At 31.3% G+C, this 25,511-nt stretch carries 24 protein-coding genes; 19 read left to right on the top strand and 5 right to left on the bottom strand.

Annotated elements, in window-relative coordinates; translation table 11 throughout:
• Window positions 1-101 precede the first annotated feature (101 nt).
• The 5 genes from DQN46_RS08095 to yycI all read left to right on the top strand — a co-directional run bounded on the left by DQN46_RS08095 (window position 102) and on the right by yycI (window position 6,086).
• The gene (locus tag DQN46_RS08095; RefSeq protein WP_004633717.1) at window positions 102-1,106 is read left to right on the top strand and encodes a Tle-like phospholipase domain-containing protein; all 1,005 of its coding nucleotides are present in this window, start codon (window positions 102-104) and stop codon (window positions 1,104-1,106) included.
• A 205-nt stretch (window positions 1,107-1,311) separates the two neighbouring features.
• Window positions 1,312-2,013 carry a response regulator YycF gene (gene yycF, locus DQN46_RS08090; RefSeq protein ID WP_004633715.1) on the top strand — a complete coding sequence of 234 codons (702 nt, stop codon included), beginning with the start codon at window positions 1,312-1,314 and terminating at the stop codon, window positions 2,011-2,013.
• Window positions 2,013-3,956 (top strand): ATP-binding protein, encoded by a 1,944-nt coding sequence (locus DQN46_RS08085; RefSeq protein WP_004633714.1) that lies wholly within the window; start codon window positions 2,013-2,015, stop codon window positions 3,954-3,956. The genes yycF and DQN46_RS08085 overlap by 1 nt, the downstream gene beginning before the upstream one ends.
• 10 nt (window positions 3,957-3,966) lie before the next feature.
• Window positions 3,967-5,283 carry a two-component system activity regulator YycH gene (gene yycH, locus DQN46_RS08080; RefSeq protein WP_111743656.1) on the top strand — a complete coding sequence of 439 codons (1,317 nt, stop codon included), beginning with the start codon at window positions 3,967-3,969 and terminating at the stop codon, window positions 5,281-5,283.
• Entirely contained in the window at window positions 5,280-6,086 is an 807-nt protein-coding gene (yycI, locus tag DQN46_RS08075) for a two-component system regulatory protein YycI (protein ID WP_111743655.1), read from the top strand. Before yycH ends, yycI begins: the two co-directional genes overlap by 4 nt.
• Before the next feature lie 95 nt (window positions 6,087-6,181).
• Here the strand turns inward: yycI and DQN46_RS08070 are convergent, their stop codons facing one another.
• Window positions 6,182-6,616 (bottom strand): Dps family protein, encoded by a 435-nt coding sequence (locus DQN46_RS08070; RefSeq protein WP_111743654.1) that lies wholly within the window; start codon window positions 6,614-6,616, stop codon window positions 6,182-6,184.
• A gap of 188 nt (window positions 6,617-6,804) precedes the next feature.
• Here DQN46_RS08070 and yidD point away from each other — a divergent pair, with 188 nt between their 5' ends.
• Window positions 6,805-7,110, top strand: a complete 306-nt coding sequence (yidD, locus tag DQN46_RS08065) for a membrane protein insertion efficiency factor YidD (protein WP_425250631.1) — start codon at window positions 6,805-6,807, stop codon at window positions 7,108-7,110.
• A 242-nt stretch (window positions 7,111-7,352) separates the two neighbouring features.
• Here yidD and DQN46_RS08060 read toward each other — a convergent pair whose 3' ends face one another.
• Complete coding sequence (locus DQN46_RS08060; RefSeq protein ID WP_111743652.1) at window positions 7,353-7,874, bottom strand: rhodanese-like domain-containing protein; 522 nt, start codon at window positions 7,872-7,874, stop codon at window positions 7,353-7,355.
• Window positions 7,875-8,313: 439 nt separating this feature from the next.
• Here DQN46_RS08060 and DQN46_RS08055 point away from each other — a divergent pair, with 439 nt between their 5' ends.
• The 6 genes from DQN46_RS08055 to DQN46_RS08025 all read left to right on the top strand — a co-directional run bounded on the left by DQN46_RS08055 (window position 8,314) and on the right by DQN46_RS08025 (window position 13,107).
• Window positions 8,314-8,673, top strand: coding sequence for a DUF1310 family protein (locus DQN46_RS08055; protein WP_004633700.1), 360 nt, complete (start codon window positions 8,314-8,316; stop codon window positions 8,671-8,673).
• Window positions 8,674-8,929: 256 nt separating this feature from the next.
• On the top strand, window positions 8,930-9,793 hold the full coding sequence (locus DQN46_RS08050) for a diacylglycerol/lipid kinase family protein (protein ID WP_111743651.1): 864 nt from the start codon (window positions 8,930-8,932) through the stop codon (window positions 9,791-9,793).
• A 263-nt stretch (window positions 9,794-10,056) separates the two neighbouring features.
• The gene (locus DQN46_RS08045; RefSeq protein ID WP_111743650.1) at window positions 10,057-10,512 is read left to right on the top strand and encodes a hypothetical protein; all 456 of its coding nucleotides are present in this window, start codon (window positions 10,057-10,059) and stop codon (window positions 10,510-10,512) included.
• A gap of 112 nt (window positions 10,513-10,624) precedes the next feature.
• The gene (locus DQN46_RS08040; RefSeq protein WP_111743649.1) at window positions 10,625-11,065 is read left to right on the top strand and encodes a hypothetical protein; all 441 of its coding nucleotides are present in this window, start codon (window positions 10,625-10,627) and stop codon (window positions 11,063-11,065) included.
• 72 nt (window positions 11,066-11,137) lie between these two features.
• The gene (locus DQN46_RS08030) at window positions 11,138-12,625 is read left to right on the top strand and encodes an SMI1/KNR4 family protein (protein WP_197712501.1); all 1,488 of its coding nucleotides are present in this window, start codon (window positions 11,138-11,140) and stop codon (window positions 12,623-12,625) included.
• A gap of 92 nt (window positions 12,626-12,717) precedes the next feature.
• Window positions 12,718-13,107 carry an immunity 22 family protein gene (locus DQN46_RS08025; protein WP_111743648.1) on the top strand — a complete coding sequence of 130 codons (390 nt, stop codon included), beginning with the start codon at window positions 12,718-12,720 and terminating at the stop codon, window positions 13,105-13,107.
• A gap of 298 nt (window positions 13,108-13,405) precedes the next feature.
• On the opposite strand, the gene DQN46_RS08020 is transcribed toward DQN46_RS08025, so the two are convergent.
• The 3 genes from DQN46_RS08020 to DQN46_RS08010 are packed head-to-tail and all read right to left on the bottom strand — an operon-like array spanning window position 13,406 to window position 15,496.
• Entirely contained in the window at window positions 13,406-13,984 is a 579-nt protein-coding gene (locus tag DQN46_RS08020) for a CYTH domain-containing protein (RefSeq protein ID WP_111743647.1), read from the bottom strand.
• Between the two features lie 29 nt (window positions 13,985-14,013).
• Entirely contained in the window at window positions 14,014-14,571 is a 558-nt protein-coding gene (mnmM, locus tag DQN46_RS08015; protein ID WP_111743646.1) for a tRNA 5-(aminomethyl)-2-thiouridylate-methyltransferase MnmM, read from the bottom strand.
• Entirely contained in the window at window positions 14,564-15,496 is a 933-nt protein-coding gene (locus DQN46_RS08010; protein WP_111743645.1) for an SAM-dependent methyltransferase, read from the bottom strand. The genes mnmM and DQN46_RS08010 overlap by 8 nt, the downstream gene beginning before the upstream one ends.
• Before the next feature lie 230 nt (window positions 15,497-15,726).
• Here DQN46_RS08010 and DQN46_RS08005 point away from each other — a divergent pair, with 230 nt between their 5' ends.
• The 7 genes from DQN46_RS08005 to DQN46_RS07975 all read left to right on the top strand — a co-directional run bounded on the left by DQN46_RS08005 (window position 15,727) and on the right by DQN46_RS07975 (window position 25,450).
• The gene (locus tag DQN46_RS08005; RefSeq protein ID WP_111743644.1) at window positions 15,727-16,008 is read left to right on the top strand and encodes a DUF6110 family protein; all 282 of its coding nucleotides are present in this window, start codon (window positions 15,727-15,729) and stop codon (window positions 16,006-16,008) included.
• Window position 16,009: 1 nt separating this feature from the next.
• Window positions 16,010-18,064 carry a heavy metal translocating P-type ATPase gene (locus DQN46_RS08000; protein WP_111743643.1) on the top strand — a complete coding sequence of 685 codons (2,055 nt, stop codon included), beginning with the start codon at window positions 16,010-16,012 and terminating at the stop codon, window positions 18,062-18,064.
• A gap of 146 nt (window positions 18,065-18,210) precedes the next feature.
• Window positions 18,211-18,867 (top strand): S1 RNA-binding domain-containing protein, encoded by a 657-nt coding sequence (locus DQN46_RS07995; RefSeq protein WP_111743642.1) that lies wholly within the window; start codon window positions 18,211-18,213, stop codon window positions 18,865-18,867.
• 1 nt (window position 18,868) lies between these two features.
• The gene (gene tilS, locus DQN46_RS07990) at window positions 18,869-20,209 is read left to right on the top strand and encodes a tRNA lysidine(34) synthetase TilS (protein WP_111743641.1); all 1,341 of its coding nucleotides are present in this window, start codon (window positions 18,869-18,871) and stop codon (window positions 20,207-20,209) included.
• 4 nt (window positions 20,210-20,213) lie between these two features.
• Window positions 20,214-20,765: a hypoxanthine phosphoribosyltransferase gene (gene hpt, locus DQN46_RS07985; protein ID WP_111743640.1), complete on the top strand. Its 552-nt coding sequence runs from the start codon at window positions 20,214-20,216 to the stop codon at window positions 20,763-20,765.
• Between the two features lie 191 nt (window positions 20,766-20,956).
• On the top strand, window positions 20,957-22,993 hold the full coding sequence (gene ftsH / locus DQN46_RS07980; protein WP_111743639.1) for an ATP-dependent zinc metalloprotease FtsH: 2,037 nt from the start codon (window positions 20,957-20,959) through the stop codon (window positions 22,991-22,993).
• Window positions 22,994-23,215: 222 nt separating this feature from the next.
• Window positions 23,216-25,450 carry an HAD-IC family P-type ATPase gene (locus tag DQN46_RS07975; protein ID WP_111743638.1) on the top strand — a complete coding sequence of 745 codons (2,235 nt, stop codon included), beginning with the start codon at window positions 23,216-23,218 and terminating at the stop codon, window positions 25,448-25,450.
• Window positions 25,451-25,511 lie beyond the last annotated feature (61 nt).

Here is a 25,511-nt window from a genome sequence, read left to right as displayed (position 1 = left end):
TAGTCTTATAAAACGAGATTTATTAAGGGGATTAAAGGTTAACAATTGCTAGATTACGGGAAGTATAGTATTATAAAAATTATGATATGGAGGTAGAATTGATGGCGAAAATTTTTGATTTGACGAGTAATGCATCCTTTATCGTCTATAGGATAGAGACATTGACAAAAATGAAGACTTCAAAGAAGATGATTTATAATTATATTGAATTGGATAAAAAAACGGGAAGCTTTCCATCAGAGCTTGAGTTTGTAACGAGTTTCTATGATGAAAAAACGGGAAGTAGTGGAAGCTTATTTAAAAATACTAAATTAGATAATTATATTTTAGCTTATACGGGAACGAATTATTATTTTGATCGAGAAAAGGATTTGTATGCTGATGTTGTAGGTGTTTGCCTTGGACAAGGAGAACATTATCCACCGTGTTATAGGTTTTATAAGAGAATGGTAAAAAAGTATGGTGAAAATATTATTTTAACTGGCCATTCTTTAGGTGGGAATATCGCCATGCGTGTTGCTTTAGAATATAATGTTAAAGAAACAATAGTTTATAATGCAGCGCCGTTATATTTAAAAGATGGTGTTGATATTTTTATGACGCCAGATATGGGTGAAGCTTTATATTATGAGAGATTAGCCAGATATAATAGGAAAGTTAAGAAGATTGCTAAGAAAAAATTAGAATTTACAGGGTCTGTGAAGAGAATTGTTTCTGAAAGTGATATTTTCACGCGTATTTCGGAATTGTTGGGCATAGGCTGTTATTTAGGAGATGTTTATATAATAAAAGATGCAGGGATACATGGTATAAAGGGATTTTTAGGAGATAATCAAGAAACGATGGTAGCTCTTTTGGCAAATGGAGATGTTAATCATAAAAATATTGTTGCAGAGTATAAAGAATTTTCATTAGAAGATATTAAATTGTTAGGTATGTTATCGAATGATATTCTGACATCTTTGAGTGATCAGATTAACTCAACTTTGCAGAGTGAAACTGTCTTGAATAGTTTAAATAAAAATTCTTATAGTGTAACATTTAACAACTTTATACAGAGTGTGTTAGATGAAATTGAGAAGAAGAAAAAAACAAATGCAAAGTAAATATTTCATAGAGTAGATGATAAGGTAGGGTAAAGACAAGAGAGCTTTAAAATAGTTAAGAGATTGTTAATATACTTAATTATACGAATCTTCTACATATTAGGTGCTGAAAAAAAGAAAAAAAAATGATATAATATAGAAGAGTCTATGCGAAAAAGTAGAAAAATTAGACTATGAAATAATTTATAATTAAGGAGGAGCTCGGATGGCTGAATACAAAATTTTAGTAGTTGATGATGAGGAGCCGATTGCGAAAATTCTAGACTTTAATTTGAAAAAAGAAGGTTATGATGTAATTATAGCGAATGATGGAGAACGTGCGGTTGAACTTGCATTTAGCGAAAATCCTGATTTGATTTTACTAGATTTGATGTTACCTAAAAAAGATGGTATGGAAGTTTGTCGTGAAGTTCGTGCGAAGAAAAATATACCTATAATAATGCTAACTGCAAAAAATAGTGAGATTGATAAGGTGCTTGGATTAGAATTTGGGGCAGATGATTATGTAACTAAACCATTTTCTACAAGAGAGCTTATGGCTCGTGTTAAAGTAAATCTTCGTCGTGTTTTAAAACAACAAGAAGATGTAGAAGAGGAAAAAACAAGCGAGCTGGCGATAAAAGATATAGTTATTTATCCGGATGCATATGTTATTAAGAAAAATGGTAAAGAAATCGATCTTACGCGTCGTGAATTTGATTTGTTTTATTATTTAGCTCAACACCCAGGGCAAGTTTTAACTCGTGAAAACTTATTACAGACTGTATGGGGATATGATTATTTTGGAGATGTGCGTACAGTTGACGTTACGGTAAGACGTTTAAGAGAAAAGGTTGAAACTGATTCTTCACAACCAGAATATATTATGACACGTCGTGGTGTAGGATATTTCATAGGTGAAGAGTAATGAATTTATTTAATTACAAGAATGTTAATAGACGTTGGTTTTCGTCTATAAGGGTTAAGTTCGTTGTTGTCTATGTTCTTGTAAATATAATAGCTCTACAACTGATAGGGCTATTTTTTACAGCGCAACTTAGGACGTCTAATATAAATAACTTTGAACAAAATATTATTGAACAAGAAAAAATTCTGAATTACCATATTCGTGAAGAGTTAGATAAAGATGGTAAAAAAACTGATAATGAAGAGCAAGCAGGTAATGCATCAACGGATGGAGAAAGTATCAAAATAGAAGGAGATGTTGCTTCTGCTAATTCTAAGAGTGGTATTGCAAAACTTATTAGTGAATTTAATATACAAAAATTATTATCTGTTAGTATTATTGATAATAACTCTAAAGTTGTAGCTTCATCATCTAAAAATGGAAATGACGAATATTTAGCTAAAAGGTCATTTGATCCATTAGTTAGCCAAGTGTTAAAAACAGGAGAAAGTGCGAAAAAAATTCAGAATAATGTCGAATTAGGAAAGAGGGTTTGGATTTATGTCAGCCCTATAAAGCAAGGGGATAAAATCGTAGGTGTAGTATCATTAATGGCTGATATAGAAAGTGTTTATCAGGATGTTAATGGTATTACTAGAATCTTTATTATAGGGACAGTACTATCTATTTTAATTACGACAATCATAGGTTTCGTTGCCTCGAAGACAGTTACAAGTTCTATTGAAAAAATGAGTTCTCAAGTTAAAAAAATGGCGTCTGGGAACTATGGCACGGTTGTTGGGATTGATACTAATGATGAAATAGGAGACTTGGCAAAAGTATTTAATAAAATTTCTAAAAGGATAGAAGAGGAACAAGCGGTAACTGAGACAGAACGTAGAAAGCTAGCGACTATTATCGAAAGTATGATGGATGGTATTATTACGACTGACAATAATGGTCGAATAATCTTGATTAATACTTCTGCAGAAGATATGATTGGTGCTCGTGATGAGGAGATTTTTATCGGGAAAGATGCGTTGAAAATTTTGAATATTACAGAATATGAACATATCGGAGATATTATCGAGGCAGAAGATAGTTTACTTGTTAATACTTCAAAAACTGATGAAAGTTTGTTATTGCGTGCAGAGTTTTCAAAAATAGTTAAGGAAGAAAAAGAAGACCTGACGCAGATGTCAACGGAGTTAGAAGGATATATTATAGTTCTTTATGATGTAACGGATCAAGAACGTCAAGAAAAAGAACGTCGCGAGTTTGTTTCAACAGTATCTCACGAATTGCGTACGCCTTTAACAACGATGAATAGTTATATTGAAGCGTTGGAAGAAGGGGTTATAAACGATAAAGAACTAGCTCCACAGTTTATCGATACTATCCACAAAGAAACAAATCGTATGATTAGGATGGTTAATGAGTTAATGCAACTAGGGAAAATGGATATTAAAGAAGAGCATTATGAAAAAGAGTTTATAGATATTAATAAGTTGATTGAACAAATATCTAATAGATTTGAATTAACTCATCCGGAGAAGAATTTTATAAAACACACTTCAAAAACTCCTATTTTTGTTGAGGGTGATCAAGATAAACTTACTCAGGTGTTCGATAATATAATGAATAATGCCATAAAATATTCTCCAAATGGTAAAAATATAACGATTCGTGTGAGACAAAATTATAACCATAACAGGGTTAATATCTCAATAAAAGATGAAGGTGTCGGAATACCGCTAGTACATATTGATAAAATATTCAATAGATTTTATCGTGTTGATAAGAGTCGACAAAGAAGTATGGGAGGAACAGGTCTTGGACTTGCACTTGCTAAAAATATTATTGAGGCACATAAAGGTCGTATTTGGGCACAAAGTAGAGAAGGTTATGGGACAATTATTTTTGTAACCTTGCCTTGTGAACGAATAGATGATGAATGGTTATAAGGGGGCTCATATGAAAGGTATAAAAAGAGAACGATTTAAATCTGTTTTATTAGTATGTTTGGTATTTTCTAGTTTATTATTATCGTATTTAATAATAACTTATAAACCGGATTATGAGCTGTTCACTCGACGAAGTCAACAAAAATTACCAGAAGCTGATAAAAATAATTTAGTTGGATTTTTAATTCCGGATTCTGTGGTAAAAACATATCCAGGTATGCGAGAAGAGGCAATAGTTCCTAATTCTATCACCAAAATAGCAACTGTCGAGGCGGTAAAAGATAAGAAAGTTCTAAAAGAGTTGTTAATAGAACTAGCTAACAGTCAAAGTATCGAAGTCCGCGTGCGTAATCGTAATATAGAAGATATTACAACGAATAGTACTTCTGAAAAAATATCGATAAATTACCAGGAAACATTGGATTCGTCACTTGTTAAATCTCTTTTCTTTTCAGAAGAAAATTCTAATGTTAGTTTGGAATTTGATACTTTGGTAATGTTAAAGGATAGACCGAACATGTTGTATCTTTATAAAAAAGATGATAAAAACTATCTTCAAGTTACATTAAAAGAAGCAGTTTATGATAAAATAAATGAGAAATTCAATGAGAATAAAAAAGATTATTCAAAGTATAGTTTAAATAATAGGTTTATTTATTTAAAAGATGCTGACGAAGAAAAGGTAATTGATGAATATAATGCAGAAGAAGTTAGTATAACACGCCTTGCGAAAGATGTCTTTGAGAAAAAAGATGATGTTCGAGTTGGTGCTGATAATGAAATAACAGATGGCTATGCTATTTTGAAATCACAAAATCATAGAATAGTTTATACGAACCCTTCTAATGAAGGTGGAAAAGAGGTAGGAGCTACAGTCGCGATAAATAACACTATTAATTTCTTAGAATTAGGCTATACTAGTGATACTAATTACCAATTGACAACGTCCTTTGATGGAATAACTATTTTCCAAGAAACATATAAGGAGTCTATTGTTTTTAGTAAGGAAGGACACGCGGATATTGTTTCGGAAGATAATAGTAATGGTATATATCGCCTTACCTCTCCTAAGAGGTTGACAAAAACCTATTTATCTTCAAAAGAAGTAGGTCTTTTTGAAGTAGAAAAAACGGAATATGTTATTAACTACCTTTATAACAATACTAATTTAAAGAATGTAACGGACATAGTCTTAGGGTATGAAAAAACTTATAATAAAGAGAACAATAGTTTTAGTTATACACCTGCATGGTATGTAAAATATAATAATCGATATATAAGCTTTAAGAAAATAAAAGAGTTGGTAGCTGGAGGAGGAAAACTATGAATTGGGGCAAGATGAAAAGTCTATTTATTTATTTGTTCATTGTCTTAAACGCCGTGCTACTAGGTTCTTATATCTATACAATCCAAAAATATAAAACAGAAATAGTTCAAGAAAAAGAAATTATTGAAAAAGCTATGAAGAATGATAATATAACTGTAGAAGAAAGTACGAGTAAAAAGGAAAACTTAGGTTATGTCAATGTTACAATAGCTAGTTTTAAGGATTTTAAAAAAGAGAACTTGGGCTTGAATTATGATGTTGAAATTTCTGATAATGCATCTGTTTTAAAAGTTAGTACAGATACAGCTATAACAAATGTGTCTAAAGGGAATTATCGTGCGGAGCTAGATGCCTTTTTATTAGAAAAGTTCAAATTTGGTTCAGAATACACGTTTTCTAGTTATAGCGCAAAGAGAAACGAGATAATTTATGAGCAACAAATCGATGGTATTCGAGTTTTTGCGAATAAAAACGCTAGAATAGTATTTGACGTTGATTCAAATGGAGATGTAAAAAAATTCTCTCTAACTAGTGTTACTAATATAAAGAAAGATAAAAGTGAAACATTGGTAGCTCAGATGCAGGCAGTTAATAGGTTGTATCATGAAGACTTGATTCCCAAAAACTGTAATGTGAAAGCAACGTTAGGATATTATACTTATATTTCTCAAATAGAAAACCAAGTATTAATACCTACGTGGAGTGTTATCTTAACGACAGCTGATGGGAAAATAACTACGTATTATGTAGACGCAATAAATCTTAATATCTTAAATAGGCAAGGTGCAAATACCAAAAGCTAACTAATTATAAATAAAAAACTAGGTGTTAATAGATAAATCATATCCGAGTGGATAGATTATTTATTAACACCTAGTCTTTAATTTTTATAATTTAATTATTCAGAAAGATATGCTTTAAGCATCCAAATATTTTTTTCTAATTGAGTTTTAACACCAAGGGCAAAATCAGAAGTTCCTTGGTCACCTTCTTCTTCAGAAAGTTCCATAAGTTTAGAAAGATCTGCTTTTAATAATTCGAAGTCGTGGAAAACTGCAGCAACCATTTCTGAAGTAGTTTCTTTTTCAGTTGCTTCTTCGATAGTAGCTAGTTCTAATGCACCTTTAAGTGTAGAAACTGGGCGTCCACCGATTGCTAATAGTCTTTCAGCAGCTTCATCTAAAGTTGCTGTAGTGTAATCATAGTAATTTTCAAATACAGTATGTAGAGTATAAAAATTACGTCCATTTACATACCAGTGGAAGCTGTGTAGTTTTGTATAAAGTACTGTAAGATTTGCTACAAGTTTATTTAATTCGTTTATATGTTTCATTTTAAAATCTCCTTTATTTAATAATTATATTTACATTATAACATTCTGAATATGAGGTGTAAAGATTATTGCTCTCTAATAATTATTGAGAATTGTTATCAGTAAAATAATAGTTTCGTAAGTAAGTGCTATTAATAATAGATTTTTTTGGTGAAAGATAATTTCTAAAAAGTAAGTACATTATTTGAATGCGGAGGGATAATTTTGTTACAATAAGAATAAAGAAAGGAAGAAAAATGGCTAAGATTTGTATATTTTTAATTAACTTATATAGAAAATATATCTCCCCTTATACAAAACCTCGTTGCAGATTTTCTCCGACTTGCTCGATGTACGCGGTAGAAAGTTATAAGAGGTTTGGGTTTTTCTTAGGAACTTATTTAACGGTTAAAAGATTATTAAAGTGTCATCCGCTATATAAAGGGGAGTATTTTGATAATGTTCCGTTATTTAAAAAGGATATTTTCAAATATAATAGAAAAAAAGAAGACTAACACACTGTTCAAATTAAATTAGGTGTTAGTCTTTGTTTTTTTAGAAAACCGACAAAATTTGTTGTTTTGTCGGTTTAAAGGCGGAATTTTTGTTCTGGATAAATGGAGACTATGCAATCGAGAATCGCCGAGGTGGTCAATTTGAAATTAAGTTGCCCAACGATAATAACGGAATGCCCCTAAACTATAAGAGTATTTGTGATTAAGTCCTCATTATTATCCACAAATTCTAACTATAAGTGTTATTTTTCGACGCTATTTCCCGCATCTACCCATGCGGCAATTCCGCCCGGGAATCTATAAACATTTTTAAAGCCTGCTTCTTTAGCTATAACAGCACCAACATGACTACGTTCGCAACCTACAAAGCCGCAGTAAAGAACGATTTTTTTGTCTTTATTATCACCTAAAGCTTTTAAGAATGCTTCTTTTTCTTCAGGTTTTACATCTTCTATTTTTACAGGTAAAACAGCATTTACTGCAGATTTAATATGAGATTTCTCGAAACTTTTTGCTGGCATTGTATCAACAAGTACCATTTCTTCTTTTCCGTCAAGAGCTTTTTTTAGTTCTTCAGCGCTCATAAGGTTGTAATCCCCAGTTTTCACTGCTTTTACAAGTTTAATAGCAGCTTTTTCTACATCTGCTTCTTTTCCGTCTTTATAAGTACGTACAACTCCGTCGCCGCTAGAACTACATCCTGCAAGAGATGCCGCTAATAGAACGCTTGATAATGCAAGTGTAATTTTATTTGTTTTTTTCATAAGTAATATCCTCCTAATATCTTTACACTTTTATTATAACACACAAAGATTGATAAATAAAATATTTTTAGTAAAAAATTTCGTAAACAAGGATTTTTATTTCTGGTTTTATTGTTGTTTTATAAGAAATTATAGCGCAGATTATACAATAAATAATAAAAAATAAATTTATTTATTAATGATATATTTTTGACAGAATAAATATAAAAAAGCAATGTAATCGAAAAGATATGTATAAAAAATAAAAATACAAAATAGAATAGCCCTTAAAAAATAGGATAAAGTTTTTAGGAACAAATAAGTGTAGGAAAAAAGCTTCTTAAAATAGTTGAAAAAAAATTTAAAAAGGTATATTATATAAGTTAACAAAAAACAATGGAGATAAGGGATGAAGGAAATCTCCAATTGATATTTTATTGTGAGTAAGGAGGCTTGTTTTATGAGAAAAAGAATACTAGGAGCTTTGACTTTTATCGCTGCTGTTGGCGGGGTTATTTATATGAAAAATAATCCAAAATATAAAGAAATAATTCAAACTGTTAAGACCGCTGATGCACGCGGATTGTATGAAAAAATTATTTTTGAAAAAGATAAGTTGGCATTTACTACAAAATCAAAAATTAAAGATTATAAAATTGATTATGAAAGTATAAAGCAGGTTGGGGAAAAAATTTTTGCGCGACTAATAGTTAATAATGATGAGAAGTTAAGTATTGATACAGTAATCAATGAAGGCGAACCGCTTGTAGAAGAAGTAAAACATTCTGAAGAATTGGATGAGTTATTAAAAGAAGAATAGGGACTCATCAATTTTATTATAGGGATTAGGTATGTAAATATTACTTTCAAAGGACTTATTACTATATTAGATTTTATATTGATGTATTTATTTAGATAAAAGTTGGAAATAGTTTTGGACGGCTTTTATCTTTTTTTCAGGAATTATATAGTATTAAGTTAAAGATAAGGGATATAATAACATAGCTAAATAGTTGAAGGAGTTTATAGCTGTTAATACAAGGAATTATGCAGTTATCTAAAGTAAGGTTAAGAAGATGATTGAAATAATAGTAAATTCAAAACATAAAAAATCATTATTAGAGTTAGAAAAAATTGAAAATATCTTGAATCGAGAAAAAATTGAATATAGAGTTTTAAAAACGAGTGAAACAAAAAACGCGCAAAAGTTAATGGATGAGGTTTCTTCAAAGCAAATTATTGTAATTGGTGGAGACGGAACAATAAATGAAGTTATTAATAACTATCATGAAGAAGATATTATATACTTGGCGCAAGGATCAGGAAATGATTTAGCACGCTCATTACAATTAGAGAGGAGTTCCTCTTGTATAATAAAGTTGATAAATTCTAGTGATTTTAATGTATACGATGTAGGAGATGTGAATGGTAAAAAGTTCTGCTCAGGGTTTGATATTGGTTTTAATGCAGATGTTATAGAGCGAGTAGAAAAATCAAGACTAAAGAAATATTTCGGAAGTTATATTTATTTAGTTGAAGGAGTTATAACGATTTTAAAATTAAAAAAATACTATGCCAAAATTCAAGTAGGGGACAGTATTTTAGAGACAGATAAGTTACGTTTGTTAAATGTAATGATTCAATCATATGAAGGTGGTGGAATTAGATTTTCTAATACAGCTACAGGACGAGATGGGCAGTTTCATATTATGATAATGGCTGATATGTCTTGGTTTAGATTTGTTTATAATTACATTTGTTTGTTGTTAAATAAACATAATAAATTAAAAGGTATCAAAGTTTTAAAGGCTGATAGTTTATCGGTAGAAACATCGCAACCATATTACCAAATTGATGGTGAGTTAGTCGCAGAAAATAAAAAGATGCAACTTAAATGTATTAAAGAATTTTATAAGATTAAAAAAGAAGGAAGAAAATAATTATAGTTTTAGGAAATTAAAATGCTATAATTTGCTGAGGTAGTAAGTCTTTTTAGATTTACTACTTTTCTCTTTGTATACAAGATATATTGTCTATAATCTTTGACAACGAAATTTGCTAAAAAGATATAATTATAGAGTGGTCGGTGATTAGAGCCAATATTTATGATATAATTTTAATAAAGAGATAGGATTCATTAAAATATGTAGTATTGTGAGTAAAATTTGATTTTTTCTAAGTAGCAGAAAGGGACTATAATTTTATGAAAGGTGATATAAAAAAACATTATTTATACAAATATAATCAATATGTTTTTAATAAAAAATGGGCGAAGTACGAAGTTTTTCAAAACTTAAGTCAAGATGAAGTGGATGAGACTTGTGCAGAAGTTGCTCGAAAAACAAAAACACTAGCGTTAGTTTTTGGAATTTTATATCTTGTTATTATGTTTATGTTAACGATGTGGGTAATAATGAATCCTTATCAAAATAGTTTTACAAGTTGGTATTATAATACTTTAGAGGCTGTATCACCACTTATTAATGGGTATTGGGGTAGTGCACCTTATGAGAAAAAAGGAACTGTTCCGCTAATTTTTATAGAAGTATTACCTATCTTTATTCTTGATTTAATACCATTGTTATTATTTATTTTAATATTAGATTACATATTGTTAAAAAGAAAGTTAAATATTATAGCCAGATGTAAGGAGTATTAAGCTGGCAAGTCAGTATTTGAAGATTATTAATATTTCATGATGAGTGATTAAGGGGAAATCCGAAAAATTTCTAGTTAAATTGTAAGAAATATCTAATAAGGAGATGATTTTAATGATAGAATGGATTGAATATTTTTTAATAGGGCTTGAAGAAATGTGGAAGAATAGACTTTTTAGACACGCGACAATAACGCTTTTAGTAATATTTATGCTTATTATTTTTCGTAGATGTAGTATTGTTCGCCAAAGTAAAGGATCTTTTTTTGCACCTTATCATATAGCGGAAGGGAAGCTTTATATTCATAATGCATTTGTTATTAGAAAAAGAATTATTCCATTAAAAGAGATAAAATGTATTAGAATTTCTTGTTTTCGTGGAAGAAGTGGGGGAGGAAAGAGATATATGTTATACATCGATAATAAACAAGGTAAAACAACAGCCATTATTTTTGGAAAAGATAAGAAAAATGATAAGTTGATAGAGGAGTTAATTAAAGAAAGCAGAAGACATGGCGTTAAAATAACCAATATGTCTACATTTTTAAAGTTTTAGTTTGAAGAAGAATACCTTATTTTATAAGGTACTTAATAGAGTTAAAAAAGACAAGAAGGAGTTAGAAAAATTATGGGGAAATTTGAAGATTTTGATTGGGGAACTTTTTGGGATGATAGTGAATATGCTTTAGAATCTCATGTAGGAAAAGAACCGACTGATGAAGAAATAAAAGAGATTGAAGATGAGCTAGGGTATAAGTTGCCAGAGTCTTATATAGAATTAATAAAAAAACATAATGGAGGGATACCATTTGCTACAGTTTTTTCTACTAGAGAGACAGCTGTTCATATTGAAAGTATCTATGGTATTGATAAAACGAAACTGTACTCACTTTGTGGTGAATTAGGAAATGAGCTTTGGTTAAATGAATGGAAGTATCCAAATATAGGGATTGCTATAGCTGATACTATTTCAGCAGGACATCATATGGTATTTCTTGATTATAGAGAATGTGGGTGTGATGGTGAGCCTAAAGTGGTACTTGTAGATCAAGAAGATGATTATCGTATTTATCAACTGGCTGATAATTTCGAAGATTTTATAAGAGGTCTGCGAATTAACCCATATAATATTACAAATGAAGATTTCTTAAAGTGCAGCGAGAAACAAAGATTAGAAATTATAACAATATTAGATAAAGAAAATGATTATGAAAGTATTATAGAATTTCTGGAATATGTTGGAGTTCAAAACTTAAGTGCAGAGTTTATAGGAATACTAGCGAAAACATACAATAATGATAATAGGTTAGAGGATGCTATAAGGATACTGGATATGATTCCGGAAAAAGAACGTGATGCCACTTGGTATTATCGTTATGGGTATTCTTACTCACAACTATCATCAAATGATCGTTACAGGATTGAAGATGAGGTGTTGCAGGCTCTTACTATGCTGGAGAAATCTATAGAATTGTCAAAGGATAATCAGGTTATAGAGTGGTGTATGGAACTTGTTGAGTTTCATAAATTTAAAAATATACTCGAAAACAATGAAGAAAGATTTCCGCTTGCATATAAACATTACAAAGAATACAGAAATAATTTATTTAAATTAGAAGAAAAGAAAAAATATAAACAGATTACACTAGATGATGTGAAGAATTTTAAAGATATTTGGGATATTTTGGAGCCGATGTATTGGACGATAGATATATATAACTCTTATGAAAAATATCTACAATCAGCTGAGCTGTTTACCTTGGAACAAAGATATCTGAATGCAATAAACTGGTATTTTATAGAGGTTAATAACGGAGGGCATTTGCAATTTTTAAATAATTTAACAGGAATAGTTTGGGAAGATACGCTCAAAGGTTTTAGATTATTTGGTATGACGGAGTTAGCCGATAATTTTCAAAAAGTAGTCGATTTGTTTGGAGGAAGTATTCCTTTTGATAATGAGGAACGTTGGAATGCGTTGGAAAGTATGGATAATAACCTAGAGGAATTTTTAGAACAAGCGGATAACTTTGTTTATGACTATGAGGGGATTTTCGAAGATACCTATATTAGAAATCATCCGAAAAAATTTATTTTTAAGCAAGATTTAGAGTAAAAGATGGCTGTTTGCTCGTTGGTTAATCAGCTTTCTAAATTGTGGGAAATAATAATTTATGGAAAGCTGTGAATTAAGGTGAAGGAGAAAGTATGAAAGCTTATTATGTATGGATTGGGACATTTGAAGAAAGTGATTTTGAACAATATTGGGATAATGAGCTTTATGAAAATGAAATGGAACAATGGAAGCAAGGTGAGAGAACTAAGCCGAGCGAGAGCTTAAGGTGTGGTTTTTGCAGAGAAATGAGCTTAGAAGAATTAGATAAAAAAGATTTTTGGTTTTCTTTTAGGCCATCTTTATGCGATGTGTGTGAGCTAGGAAAAGACTATATTGCAGATTTAGATGAATTTCAGAGAAAATGTAAGGATAAAGGGATTTTAGAGGGAAATGTAATTTGGGCTGCTTCAGTAAAGGATTTTCTGGATTTAGAACCAGAGGTTTGCAGTAGTATGCAATATGTCGGAATGATAGAGGTGTAAATAAGCCGATACAAGATAGCAGAAAATAGTGTGATTTAGTGGAATAAAATTTGATTTTATGTAGTCAAGGAGTGAATCGACATCTATCTAAGTATTTTGAAGGGGAAATGAAGAGAAAAAATACGATATGCTTGTGATTTAGGAATCTATCGTAACGGAACATCTTCTAAAGATGTGGGATAAAGAATCACAAGCATATCTACAGAGGTGTAACAATTCATCTTTTAACAAATGGCACTCTTACACAAGCATATCAAAAGTAGTCGATTAAACAATTTATACAGATTATTGATATAATTTATATAAACCTGGTATTATACTCCATTGCTCTAGCTATTTTTGGTTTAGCAGGTTTATTAGTAATATCAAACTCTGTTAAAAGATTTTCAAAAGCTATTTTCCCTTTTTCAAAACTAGTCGCCTCAAATTCAAGTTCATAATCAACTATATCTTTTAGGAAGGTTGTTTTATCTAGTACCAATAACCCATCTTGAGTTTTTACTTCATAACGCTGTGTTTCAATTTTTTGAATTAGCATAGGCGTTTTTATTTTTAGATTAAGTCTTTCCAACTCGCTCATAATTTCGTTAGGTAAGGTTGGTAAAACAGTTGGTTCTTTCGGGAAACTCTCATCAAGAGGTACGTTGATTTCGATATTTTGTGTAGCCCCTTTGATTTTTAGAGTCATTTCCGTTTTGTTATTTGTATAGCGAATACGTAAGGCAGAATTTGCCTTTTTGAAGCTTTCGTTTGCATCATCATAATAAAAATTTTTGTTGATTATTTGCTCTTTATTCACTAGGTTAAAGGCAGCATATAACTTTTTATATTCTTCTTCGGTTAATAAATTTTTAAATTCTATTTCTATTTCGCGCATTACAGTTCCTTTCAGTTGGAATTTGATTTTTATATATTATTTTTCTTTTCTAAAGCAAGGACAAATGGTGCATTATTTTTTTGATTGATAAACTGATAGCTTAGTACTTCTACTTCTTTTTGATCAAGTTTTGTTAAATGGTTAAGCAAAGCTTCTTTTTCTACTTTTCCGTTCTCATGTCCCCAGTAAACAACAATCACGATACGTCCGTTAATTTCAAGGTTGGTAAGAAATTTATCTATTGCCAGTAAAGTTGTATCCGCAAGAGTAGTTATTGTGTGGTCTGCATTAGGTAGGTAACCAAGATTAAAGACAACAGCTTTAATCGGCTCGCTAATATAGTTATCAAAGTTGTTATGTGAATCTAAAATGACTTCACATTTTTCAAGGCAGTTGTTTATTTGTAGAAGCTTTAATGTAGAATCAATCGCTTGTTGCTGAATATCAAAAGCGTAAACTTTCTTTGCTGCACTTTGTGCTAAAAATAAGGTGTCATTGCCATTGCCACATGTTGCATCAACAACAATCGAGTTTTTATCTATTACTTCTTTCAAAATTTTCTTACTAAATGCGAGAACCTTATCCATTGTCTCTATCCTCTTTCATTTCATTAACAATATCGCTAAGTTCGTAGTAAGTGTCGCATGCGATAGTAAAATCTAGTGAAGTATTAATAATTTGAGCGAGTATTTTTGTGTTATCCGCTGTGTAGTCATCAGTACGGTCACTATTTTTCTTTAATTTTGATACTAGATTTTCAAGTTTGTTAATAAGGTTATCTTCAGTAATTTCATCTTCATCATTATATTCATTAGCGTAGTCTTTAATATTATAGCTTAGTGAATTTTTTAGCGGTGGGATATAAAGTGCGCGCAGGTTGTTTACTTGTTCGCCAACTTCAGCAGAAAGTTCTTGTAGTGTTGAGGTGTAAATATGTTCATCAAGAGCTCCAGCTTGCTCAATAATTGTAACAATGTGGTCATATGGATAAATTTCCATAAGTTCATAAGAAACAGTGGCAGCAGTTATATCATCGTAACATTGGGTAATAAGCAGATGATTATGAGGATTAACAGAGCTAAGGGTTTCAGGAGCTGTTGCATCAGCAAGGGTAAATCCTTCAACAGGATCAAACTGTGCAGCGTTGAAACAAGAATCTAGAAAACTCTCCCCACCGATAACTTTAACATTTTTACCGTTTTTAATAAGCAGTTGTGTAGTAAGTTCGGCAACCATAGGGTGCCCTGGAACAAGATACATAACATCATTTTCTTCTGCTTCCTCTAGTATATAATTAGCAATGTTGTTATAAGTATTTTCAAAATTATCACTTTCAGTATAAAATTTATCGCAAGTTTCAAATAAAATATTGTTCTGTTCTAAAAAATCAATCGCTGGATGTTCTTTTGTGCGTACGATAATTTTTGCCGAGGTATTGTTTAATAATAAGTTTTTAATATTTTCTTTAATGTTTGAACTATCATTAGGTCCAAGTCCGATAATATAAATCATAAGTTACTCCTTACTTGTTAATCTAATTGTTTAGTGGCTTAAAAATAACCGATATAATCAAATTTGCGTTATAATTACTTTATTATGCTTTAACATAGTTATTATAACATAAATAATCTTTTAGGTTCATTAAATTATAGTATTAGAATGAGATTGTTGATTAATTTACATATAATATTCAAGGTGTTATAATTAAGCTATAGCAAAATATAAAAAAGGAGGATTTAAATATGTCAATCAAATTATTAAAAGGTGCTAAAGCAGCATTAAAAACACCAGGAGTTTTTGCAGGAGGAGTAGCTTTTGGAACAGTAGGGCTTAAATTATTATCAAGCAAAGATGCCAAAAAAGGTTACTCAGTAGTTTTATCAAAATTATATAAAGCAAAAGATGAAGTAGAAGGAACTATTTCTAATATTAAACAACATGCTGATGATGTAGTTGCAGATGCTAAAGATTTATATGATAAAGAGAAGAAAGAAAGTAATTTATTAGAATTAGAGGAAAAATAACATGGAATTTAAAATATTGCATCTATCGAGCGGGAGAGCAAGAATTAGAGCGAATTTTCGCCTAACGCCAGATGTAAAAGCATATTTTAAAAAACAAGCGAAAAAGATTCAAAGCATAAACAAAATTGAGTTTTATCAAGATGAATATACTTTTGCTGTTATTTTCAAAACTAATCAAAATGAGTGTCTAAAGAAATTTTTAGAACTTATAGATGTAGAGCAAATTAGAGGTTGTTACGAAAATCCAGTTTTAAAAGCTGAGGATACACCTTATACGATAATAGCGGATGCGGTATTTTGGCGAACAGTATCAAAATTATTTATTCCACTCCCATTAAGAACAGTTTATATATGGTGGAAGGCGTCTAAATATTTTAGAGATACGTTAAAATTATTAGCTAAAAAACAAGTTACAATGGAGACGCTTGATTCAACGGCGATTTTTGTTTCATTAGTAACAGGAGCGCGTGAAACAGCTAGTTCAATTATGTTTATTTTAGAATTAGGGGAGTCTTTAAACAATTGGTCAGAGAAAAAATCCGTTAAAGAGCTAGAAAAAAGTTTAACTTCGTTTGATAAAGAAGTTTGGCTTGTAGAAGATGAAGGTAATAGGAAAATACCTAGCTCAGAGGTGAAAAAAGACGATGTTATTTTAATTTCTGAAGGAAATGAAATCTTATTTGATGGTGTTGTTGCTGGTGGTGGAGCAAGTGTTGATGAGAGTTCGTTGACAGGAGAAAGCTTCCCAGTAACTAAAAAAATAGGAGATAAAGTTTACTCCAATACTATAGTTGTTCATGGAGAAATTAAACTTAAGGTAGAAAATCCGCAAGTTAATGGACGAATCTATCATCTTATTCAATTGATGAAAGAATCAGAAAGTCGTGAAGATACATACCACTATAAGTATATAAAATTAGCTGATAGTATCGTGAAGTACAACTTTATAGCGATGGGACTGACATATCTTTTTACAAGATCGTTCGCTAAAGCAATTTCGTTTCTATTAGTAGATTATTCTTGTGCTTTGAAGTTATCTACACCTGTTGCTTACCTAACTACTATAAAAAATTTAATAGATAAAAAAATAGTGGTAAAAAACTCAGTAACGCTTGATAAATATGGAGACATAGATACTTTTGTTTTTGATAAAACAGGAACAATAACTGTGTCAAGACCGTATATTCGAGAGGTACTACCATTTTATGAATATTCATATGAGGAAGTTGTAAAAATAGGAGCTTGTTTAGAAGAACATATTTACCACCCTATCGCTAGTGCAGTTGTTAGTAAAGCCGAAGAAGATGGTATTGAACACGAGGAAATGCACACAGAACTATACCATATTGCCTCTAGAGGTATTATTTCACATATTGATGGAGAAAAGGTTGTTATAGGAAGTAGTCAGTTGATAAAAGATGAGAATATTCTAGTTACAGTTGACCAAGAGCGAATTATAGCTGAAAAACAAGAGCAATACAATTTGCTATTCTTAGGGTACAAAGGGAAATTGATTTCTATATTTTGTATAGATATTCCACTTAGGAATGAAGCAAACTCCGTGCTAGCTGAACTTAGAAATAAAGGGAAAAAGGTTGTCTTATTGACTGGAGATAACGACGTTAGAACCAATAAAATCTTAAAAGATATAACATTTGATGAAGTATATACTAATATGACACCTGTAACGAAGTTTGAATATATAAGAAAAGAAAAAGAACAAGGACGTCGTGTGTTAATGATAGGTGATGGACTGAATGATTCAGCAGCATTATCAGAAAGTGACATTAGTATTGTTATGAACGAAAGCGCCGATTTATCAAAACAGATAAGCGATGTAGTTTTACAATCAGATTCTCTTGATTCATTACTATTGTTGTCTGATGTTTCTAAAAAACTTCGTGCTCAAATGAGTAGTAATGTCAAAGGTACAGTTACTATAAATAGTTCATTAATATTTTTAGGACTTATAAATGTTCTATCACCTAATTTATTAGCGTTATTACATAACTTAACCACGTTTGGAATAGTTTTGAAAAATTTTAAAATAAAATAGAATATGAATAAAAGAATGAGAGGATTTGATGAAAAATCCTTTCATTCTTTTAATTTTCCAGAAGAAAATAAAATATAAGGAGTTTATCGCCTTAATATGCTATAATATTGTCATGAGTAAAAGCCGAAGAGTAAAGGGGTGATTAAATGGGTAATAAAGTTAGCGAAAATATCGGAAAAGAAATAAGTGCGAAAGTAACTAAGGTCGAAGCTAATGGCTTGTATTTTCAGTTAGAAAGTGGAGAACAAGCATTCTTGCCAAAGGAAAATATGCATGTAGGGAAGAAGAAAAAACTAGCGGAAATTTTTTCGGAAGGCTTTATAGTTAATGCAAAGATAAAAAATATCAAAAAAGATAAGGTTATTTTAACGCAAAAAGAAGAAAAAGTAGATAGCACCCCAAAAACAGTAGAAGCTACAAAAGCTAAACACAACAAAAAGAAACCCAAAAAGTTAAATCAAGATAGTGTTAAAAAAGATAAAGAATCGAAAATTAATGAACAACCTAAACAATCTAAACAATCCAAGCAAGAGGAAAATTTACAAGAAGAACCTAAACAAAAGACTCTAAAAGATTTGAAGAAGTTACAATATATAGGTAATATGAAAATCTCAGTAGGGCGTGGGAAAAAATCAAATTTAACGAAACTGACAGAAGAAAAAGAAGAAGTTATTGAACTACCGAAAGTTCCGGATGGCTTATTAGATGATATAATTACCTCTACAACTGAAGCGAGTGAAAAATTCTCAAAATTAGTTGAGGATTTAAAAGAACGAAGTTTGTTAGAAGAGGGAGGATGTTAAGATGAATAGTAATGTAGAACTAATTGAGAATTTTGATGTTCTATGGACTAAAGAAGATAGACTTGCCTTAGCTCTTTCTGGTGGAGTAGATTCGATTGTTCTTTTTCATCTTCTAGTAACAAAATACCGTCATACTTACAAAGAATTAGTCGTTTTTCATATAAATCATGGGCTTCGCAAAGAGTCTTATGAAGAAGCGGAGTTTGTAGAAAAATTTGTAAATAACTATGATATAAGATTCTATAAAAAAGAGTTGGAGATGAATTTTCTAGCGCGAGATAAACATATTTCCGAGGAAATGCTTGCACGAGAACTACGCTATAAAGCATTTAATGAAATGGCGGCTAAAGAAAATATTACTAAGATTTTAACCGCACATCATAAAAATGATCAGGTTGAAAATATTTTGATGCGCCTATTAACAGGTCGCAATATGGATTATAATTTGGCAATAGATAATAAAGGCAGATATGGGAACTTGACTATTTATCGTCCGCTATTAAATGTTTTAAAGGAAACTTTGGAACAGTATGCCCAAGCAAATAACTTGAAGTATTATACGGATGAAAGTAATTTTGACACAGATTATACGCGTAATAATATTCGCCATAATATTATTCCGTTATTGAATGATGTTAGTGCGGCGAGTTTTGATAATTTAATTAATTTTGCCAAGTATTATAAAAATATTAACGATGAGTTAAAAACTAGGTTACTAGCCAATAAAGATAATTATATTTTGGAAAAGAATCAAGAAAAAGTAGTATTGTCAAGAGCCGAAGTTTTAAGCCTAAGCGCTGAAGAAATATATTTTTTATTAAAAGATATTTTGATGGAAGATTTAGGTGTTTTTGATGTAACACAACGAGCACTTTTTAAAGTAGTTGAACAGTTGCTCAACAATTCCGGTAATAAAAGCTATGATTTGAAAAATAATTTAAAAATAGTTAGCGAATATAGGGTCATATATATTCATAAAATCGAAAAAAAATGTTATAATGATAAGATGGAATTGATTATAGATGAAGTTTGTGAAAATATGCTTTATAAATTTTATCAGAGTGAATTTCTAATAACGACAAATAATGAAGAAGCAGAGATAGGTTTTGATAAAGAAGACTTACCGCTGCTTATTACAACAAAACGCCAAGGTGATAGGCTTCAACGTGGTAATATTACGAAAAAACTTTCAAGATTTTTTATTGATGAAAAAGTTCCGAAAGACATTCGTAATCAGATTCCAGTTGTCCGTAGTGGAGAAAAAGTCCTTGGAATAATAAGTTTAGATACTAAGGTTAATAAAAACAAAAAATATGATTATTATATAAAAACGAAAGGATAGAACAGTGGAAAATTTATTAAAAGACATAGAAGAAGTTTTATTTAATCATGAAGAGATTGTGGCAGCTAGTAAAAGAGTTGCGAAACAAATAGAAGAGGATTATAGAGATAGAGATCAAGAGCCTGTTCTTATTTGTACATTAAAAGGAGCCTTACCTTTTATGGCAGAACTTATGAAGCATATAGATATTCATGTAGTTACTGACTTTATAGATGTTTCTAGTTATCATGGTGGAACTAGTTCTACAGGAACTGTAAAAATTAAGAAAGATATTGGTATGGACATCGAAGGTCGTGATGTAATTATCATTGAAGATATTGTTGATACTGGAAGAACTCTTAAAGCACTTATCGATAATTTAAACGAACGTAAAGTAGCATCAGTGACATGTGCATCTCTAATTGATAAACCGGAAACTCGTATTGTTGACGTTGAAGCAGACTATGTTGGTATAGTTTCACCGAATGTCTTTTTAGTTGGTTTTGGATTAGATTATGATGAAAAATATAGAAACTTACCATATGTTGGTATTTTGAAAAAAGAAATTTATTCATAAAAATGATATCTAATCTTAAGTAAGAAAACTATTAAAAACTTTTAGAATTAAAAGTCAAAAAAAGTCAAAAATTTTAGTTTGATTTAAAGTGCCGTATGGTAGAATTTAAGTTAAGTTAAAATATATTAAACTTAGATAAAAATATATTAAAATTAAGATACTTTTAGGAAAATAGGAGGACATTGTCTATTATGAACAATAAAAAAAGGCAAAACCCTTTCCTTGGTATGCTTGCCTTAATCGTTATTGCGATTGGATTGTTTGCTTATTGGCAGCAGGACTTACCAGGGACTACAGAAAAATTAGACTATGCTAAACTTGTTCAAAACATTAAAGATGACAAAATAAAAGAGATTAGTCTACAAAGAAAAGATGAAAACTATAATGTAAAAGGAACTTTATCAGATGGGAACAAGAACTTTGAAGCGTTAGTTCCAGCTTCTGATAATGAGGTCCAAAAACAAATAAATGAAAAAGCTAAAGATGGCAAACTAAGCGTAGTAGAATATAAACCAGCGGAAAAAACTGGCGCTATTCTATCATTCTTAGGAAATATTATTCCGTTTATTCTGATGATGGGATTACTTTTCTTCTTTATGTCACAAATGCAAGGTGGCGGTGGAGGTAAAGTAATGAACTTCCAAAAATCTAAAGCGAAAAAACTTGAAGGTGGAGAAACTAAAGTTACATTCAAAGATGTAGCTGGTGCTGATGAAGAAAAACAAGAGCTTGCAGAAATGGTTGAGTTCTTGAAAGACCACCGTAAGTTTACGAAAATGGGTGCGAAAATTCCTAAAGGTGTCCTATTAGAGGGACCTCCGGGAACAGGTAAAACATTATTAGCTCGTGCTGTTGCTGGTGAAGCAAAAGTACCATTCTTCTCAATTTCAGGTTCGGACTTCGTTGAGATGTTCGTAGGGGTTGGGGCAAGCCGTGTTCGTGACTTATTCAAAGAAGCGGAGAAAAATGCACCATGTATCATTTTCATCGATGAGATTGATGCAGTAGGACGTAAACGTGGAAGCGGAGTTGGAGGAGGAAACGATGAACGTGAACAAACTCTTAACCAACTTCTTGTAGAAATGGATGGATTCGATGGTGAAAAAGGTATTATCGTAATCGCAGCGACTAACCGTGCTGATGTTCTAGATAATGCACTTCGTCGTCCAGGACGTTTCGACAGACAAATTAAAGTGTCTACACCAGATGTACGCGGTCGTGAAGCTATCCTTAAAGTTCACGCTAAAAACAAACCATTAGCAAAAGATGTTGAACTTCGCTCATTAGCAGAAAAAACACCAGGATTCTCTGGGGCTGACCTTGCCAATATCTTGAATGAAGCTGCACTTCTTGCCGCTCGTGAAAATAAAAATAGTATAGAAAAAGCTGACTTAGATGAAGCTATGGACAGAGTAATTGGTGGACCAGCTAAACGTAGTCGTATCTACACACCAAAAGAAAAACGTTTAGTTGCTTATCATGAAGCAGGACACGCTATCGTAGGTATGGTTCTTGATAGTGCGGATAAAGTACAAAAAGTTACAATTATTCCACGTGGAGATGCCGGTGGATACAACCTTATGATTCCAGAAGAAGAGAAATACTTCCAAACACGTACAGACCTTATCGACAAGATTTGTGGATTACTTGGTGGACGTGCAGCGGAACAAATCTTCTTTAATGAGGTATCAACAGGAGCTCATAATGACTTCGAGCGCGTAACAGCAATCGCTCGTGCAATGGTTACTGAATATGGTATGAGTGAAGTTGTAGGACCAATGCAAGCTCCATTCCATGATCCATATGGTGGGCGCCAACTTTCAAGTATTGGTAACTACTCAGAAGAAATGTTAAAAGAAATCGATATCGAAGTTCGTAAAATTATTAATGAATGTTATACTAAAGTTCTTCATATTATCGAAACTCATAGAGAACAATTAGAACTAATTGCACAAACTCTTATCGAAGTTGAAACAATTGATAGAAAAGAAATTGTTGCTCTTTACCAATTTGGGAAAATGCCAAAAGACTTAGATGAGAAAGAAGCAGAACAACTAGATAAAGTAGTTAATAAAAAATACTACGAAGAACAAGCACGTCTAGCACAAGAAGAAGCTGCAAAAGAAGCTAAAGTAGCAGAAGAACAAGCTGAAACTACAGAAGAAGCAGAAGTTATAGATGTGGAAGCAAAAGAAATAGAATCAGAAGAAATACCGTCTGAAGAATAATAAAAGAGAATTCCCGTAGAGAAATCTGCGGGAACTTTTTATGTTTAAGCCAATAGTTCAAAAATATTTCTAACATTAACTCTGCTTAAGTTTATAGAGTTAGAATAGTATATGGAAAAATGATATAATAGATTTTATAGTGTTATCGTTTAGAGAACGGATTAGAAATTTTGAAATGATTTATAAAGATTAAAAGGAAGAAAGTTGAATATCGGAGGAGAAATGAAGTATTTAACAAGTGAAGAAGTAAAAACTTCAAAAAAGAATATTAGTGTAATAAAACCTTATAAAACAACTAGAGAGATTATTACTTCTAATATTTTTACTTTTTTTAATGCCATGAACTTGGTTTTAGGGCTTTTTATCGCCACGACTTTAAGATTTGAGAATATGTTATTTCTAGGAGTTATCGCAGTAAACACGGCTATTGGGATCTATCAAGAAGTTCGTGCAAAAAATGCTCTTGCAGAACTTAGTCTGTTAGGGCGTAGTAAGTATCGTGTTAATCGAGATAATAAAACGGTCGAAGTAGATTCGGAAGAAATAGTAGAGGGTGAGTACTTACACCTTAATCTTGGAGATCAAGTGCCTGTTGATGCTGAGGTCTTAAATGGTAGTATAGAGGTTGATGAATCTTTATTAACTGGGGAAAGTGATAATATTTTCAAGGCAGAAGGCGATAAACTTATGAGTGGTAGTAACGTAGTAAGTGGTAGTTGTCTTGTGAAAGTTCTTGCTGTTGGTGATGATAGTTATATTAATAAACTGGCAAAAAGAACAAAAGCATTCAAAAAATATCCATCAAAATTGCGTGATTATATGGATGGAATATTAAAGGTTATTTCTGTTTTATTAATACCAGTTGCTATTTTATTATATGTTCGAGGAGCAAGTCTAGGTCGTAGCTATGTGGACATCGTTTTGCGTAGTGCAGGAGCTCTTGTTGGGATGATTCCGGAAGGATTAATTCTTCTTGTTAGTGTTTCTTTGGCTGTTGCAGCGATGAAACTAGCACGTCGTAAAGTTCTTGTTCAAGAGTTATATTGTGTAGAAACACTTGCACGAGTAGACGTTCTTTGTTTTGATAAAACAGGAACAATCACAACTGGGAATATGAATGTAGTAGAAATAGATGGCGAAGTAGGAGAAAAACTTTCGAGCTACTTAGCGTATTTTGAAGATGAAAATGCAACATCAAGAGCACTTAAAAAATATTTAAACTGTGAGAAAAAATGGCAAGTGGCAGAACTAGGAGCATTTTCTAGTAAAAATAAATACTCATATATCAGACTTGAAGAAGGTGGAACATACTTTTTTGGAGCGTATGAGTTTTTAGGTTTTGACACTCCGATGACAGAGTACTATGAAAATCTAAAACAACAAGGATTTAGGATTTTATCATTAGCTTATACAAAAGATAACGTAGATAAGCCAACCAATATGGAGCTTATTGGGCATGTTGTCCTAAGTGATGAGATAAAAGCAAATACAAAAGAAACATTTAAGTATTTTGAGTCACAAGGTGTAGCGGTCAAGATTATTAGTGGAGATAATCATATCGCGGTTCTTGGAGTTGCCAAAAAGGCTGGGTTTAAAGAAGATGCAAGAGCTATTGATATGACAAAAGTATCAGAAGAAGATTTTGAAAGAGTAGTTTTGGAAAATGATATTTTTGGACGTGTAACACCAGAGCAAAAACAACATATGGTAGAAGTGCTTCAAAAACATAAGAAAACAGTAGCTATGAGCGGAGATGGTGTTAATGACGTGCTAGCACTTAAAAAAGCTGATATTAGTTTTGCGATGAATGGCGCAACGAGTGCGGCTAAAAGTGTTTCGAATATTGTCTTTTTAACAGATGATTTCGATGTGTTCTACGATATTCTTATGGAAGGTCGTCGTGTTATCAACAATATTCAAAAAGTAGCCTCACTATTTTTAACAAAAACATTTTTCTCGATTACTTTCTCAATATTAAGTGTAATTTTTGCATTAGAGTTTGCGTTTATTCCGATTCAATTTACTATAATTTCAGCAATAACAATAGGAATTCCATCGTTTTTCCTAACGTTTGAATCGAATAAAGATAAAGTCAGCGATCACTTTATGCGCGATATATTAACAAATGCTGTAATAGGAGGAGGAGTCCTGGTATTAAGCGTTCTGTTGACGAATTTTGTAATCCATAATCCAGCACAGGTAAAATTTGTTTGTTTCTTACTTGCCCTTATAAATGGATTGCTTATGGTAACGAAGGTTAGTTTACCGTTCAATAAATATAAAGTAGGCCTATTAGTAGCCTTAACATTTGCAGCAGTGGTGGGGATATTTGCCAATATATTTATTTTGAAAAATCATTTTAATCCCCTAACTATAGGACAGATAACCTATGTTGCTTTAGTTGCGATAGTTATCGCAACAATTCATTATATGACAAGAAGAAAAAGATTAGTATAGAGCTAATATAAATAGGTTAGTTATAGGAGAAATATATAAAAAATTCCCCGTTTAAGAGGTA

It is taken from the genome of Gemella morbillorum (assembly GCF_900476045.1).
Taxonomy (GTDB): Bacteria; Bacillota; Bacilli; order Staphylococcales; family Gemellaceae; genus Gemella; species Gemella morbillorum.
The sequence above is the reverse complement of the archived record's forward strand: the minus strand, read 5'-3'. Positions and strand labels throughout refer to the sequence as shown.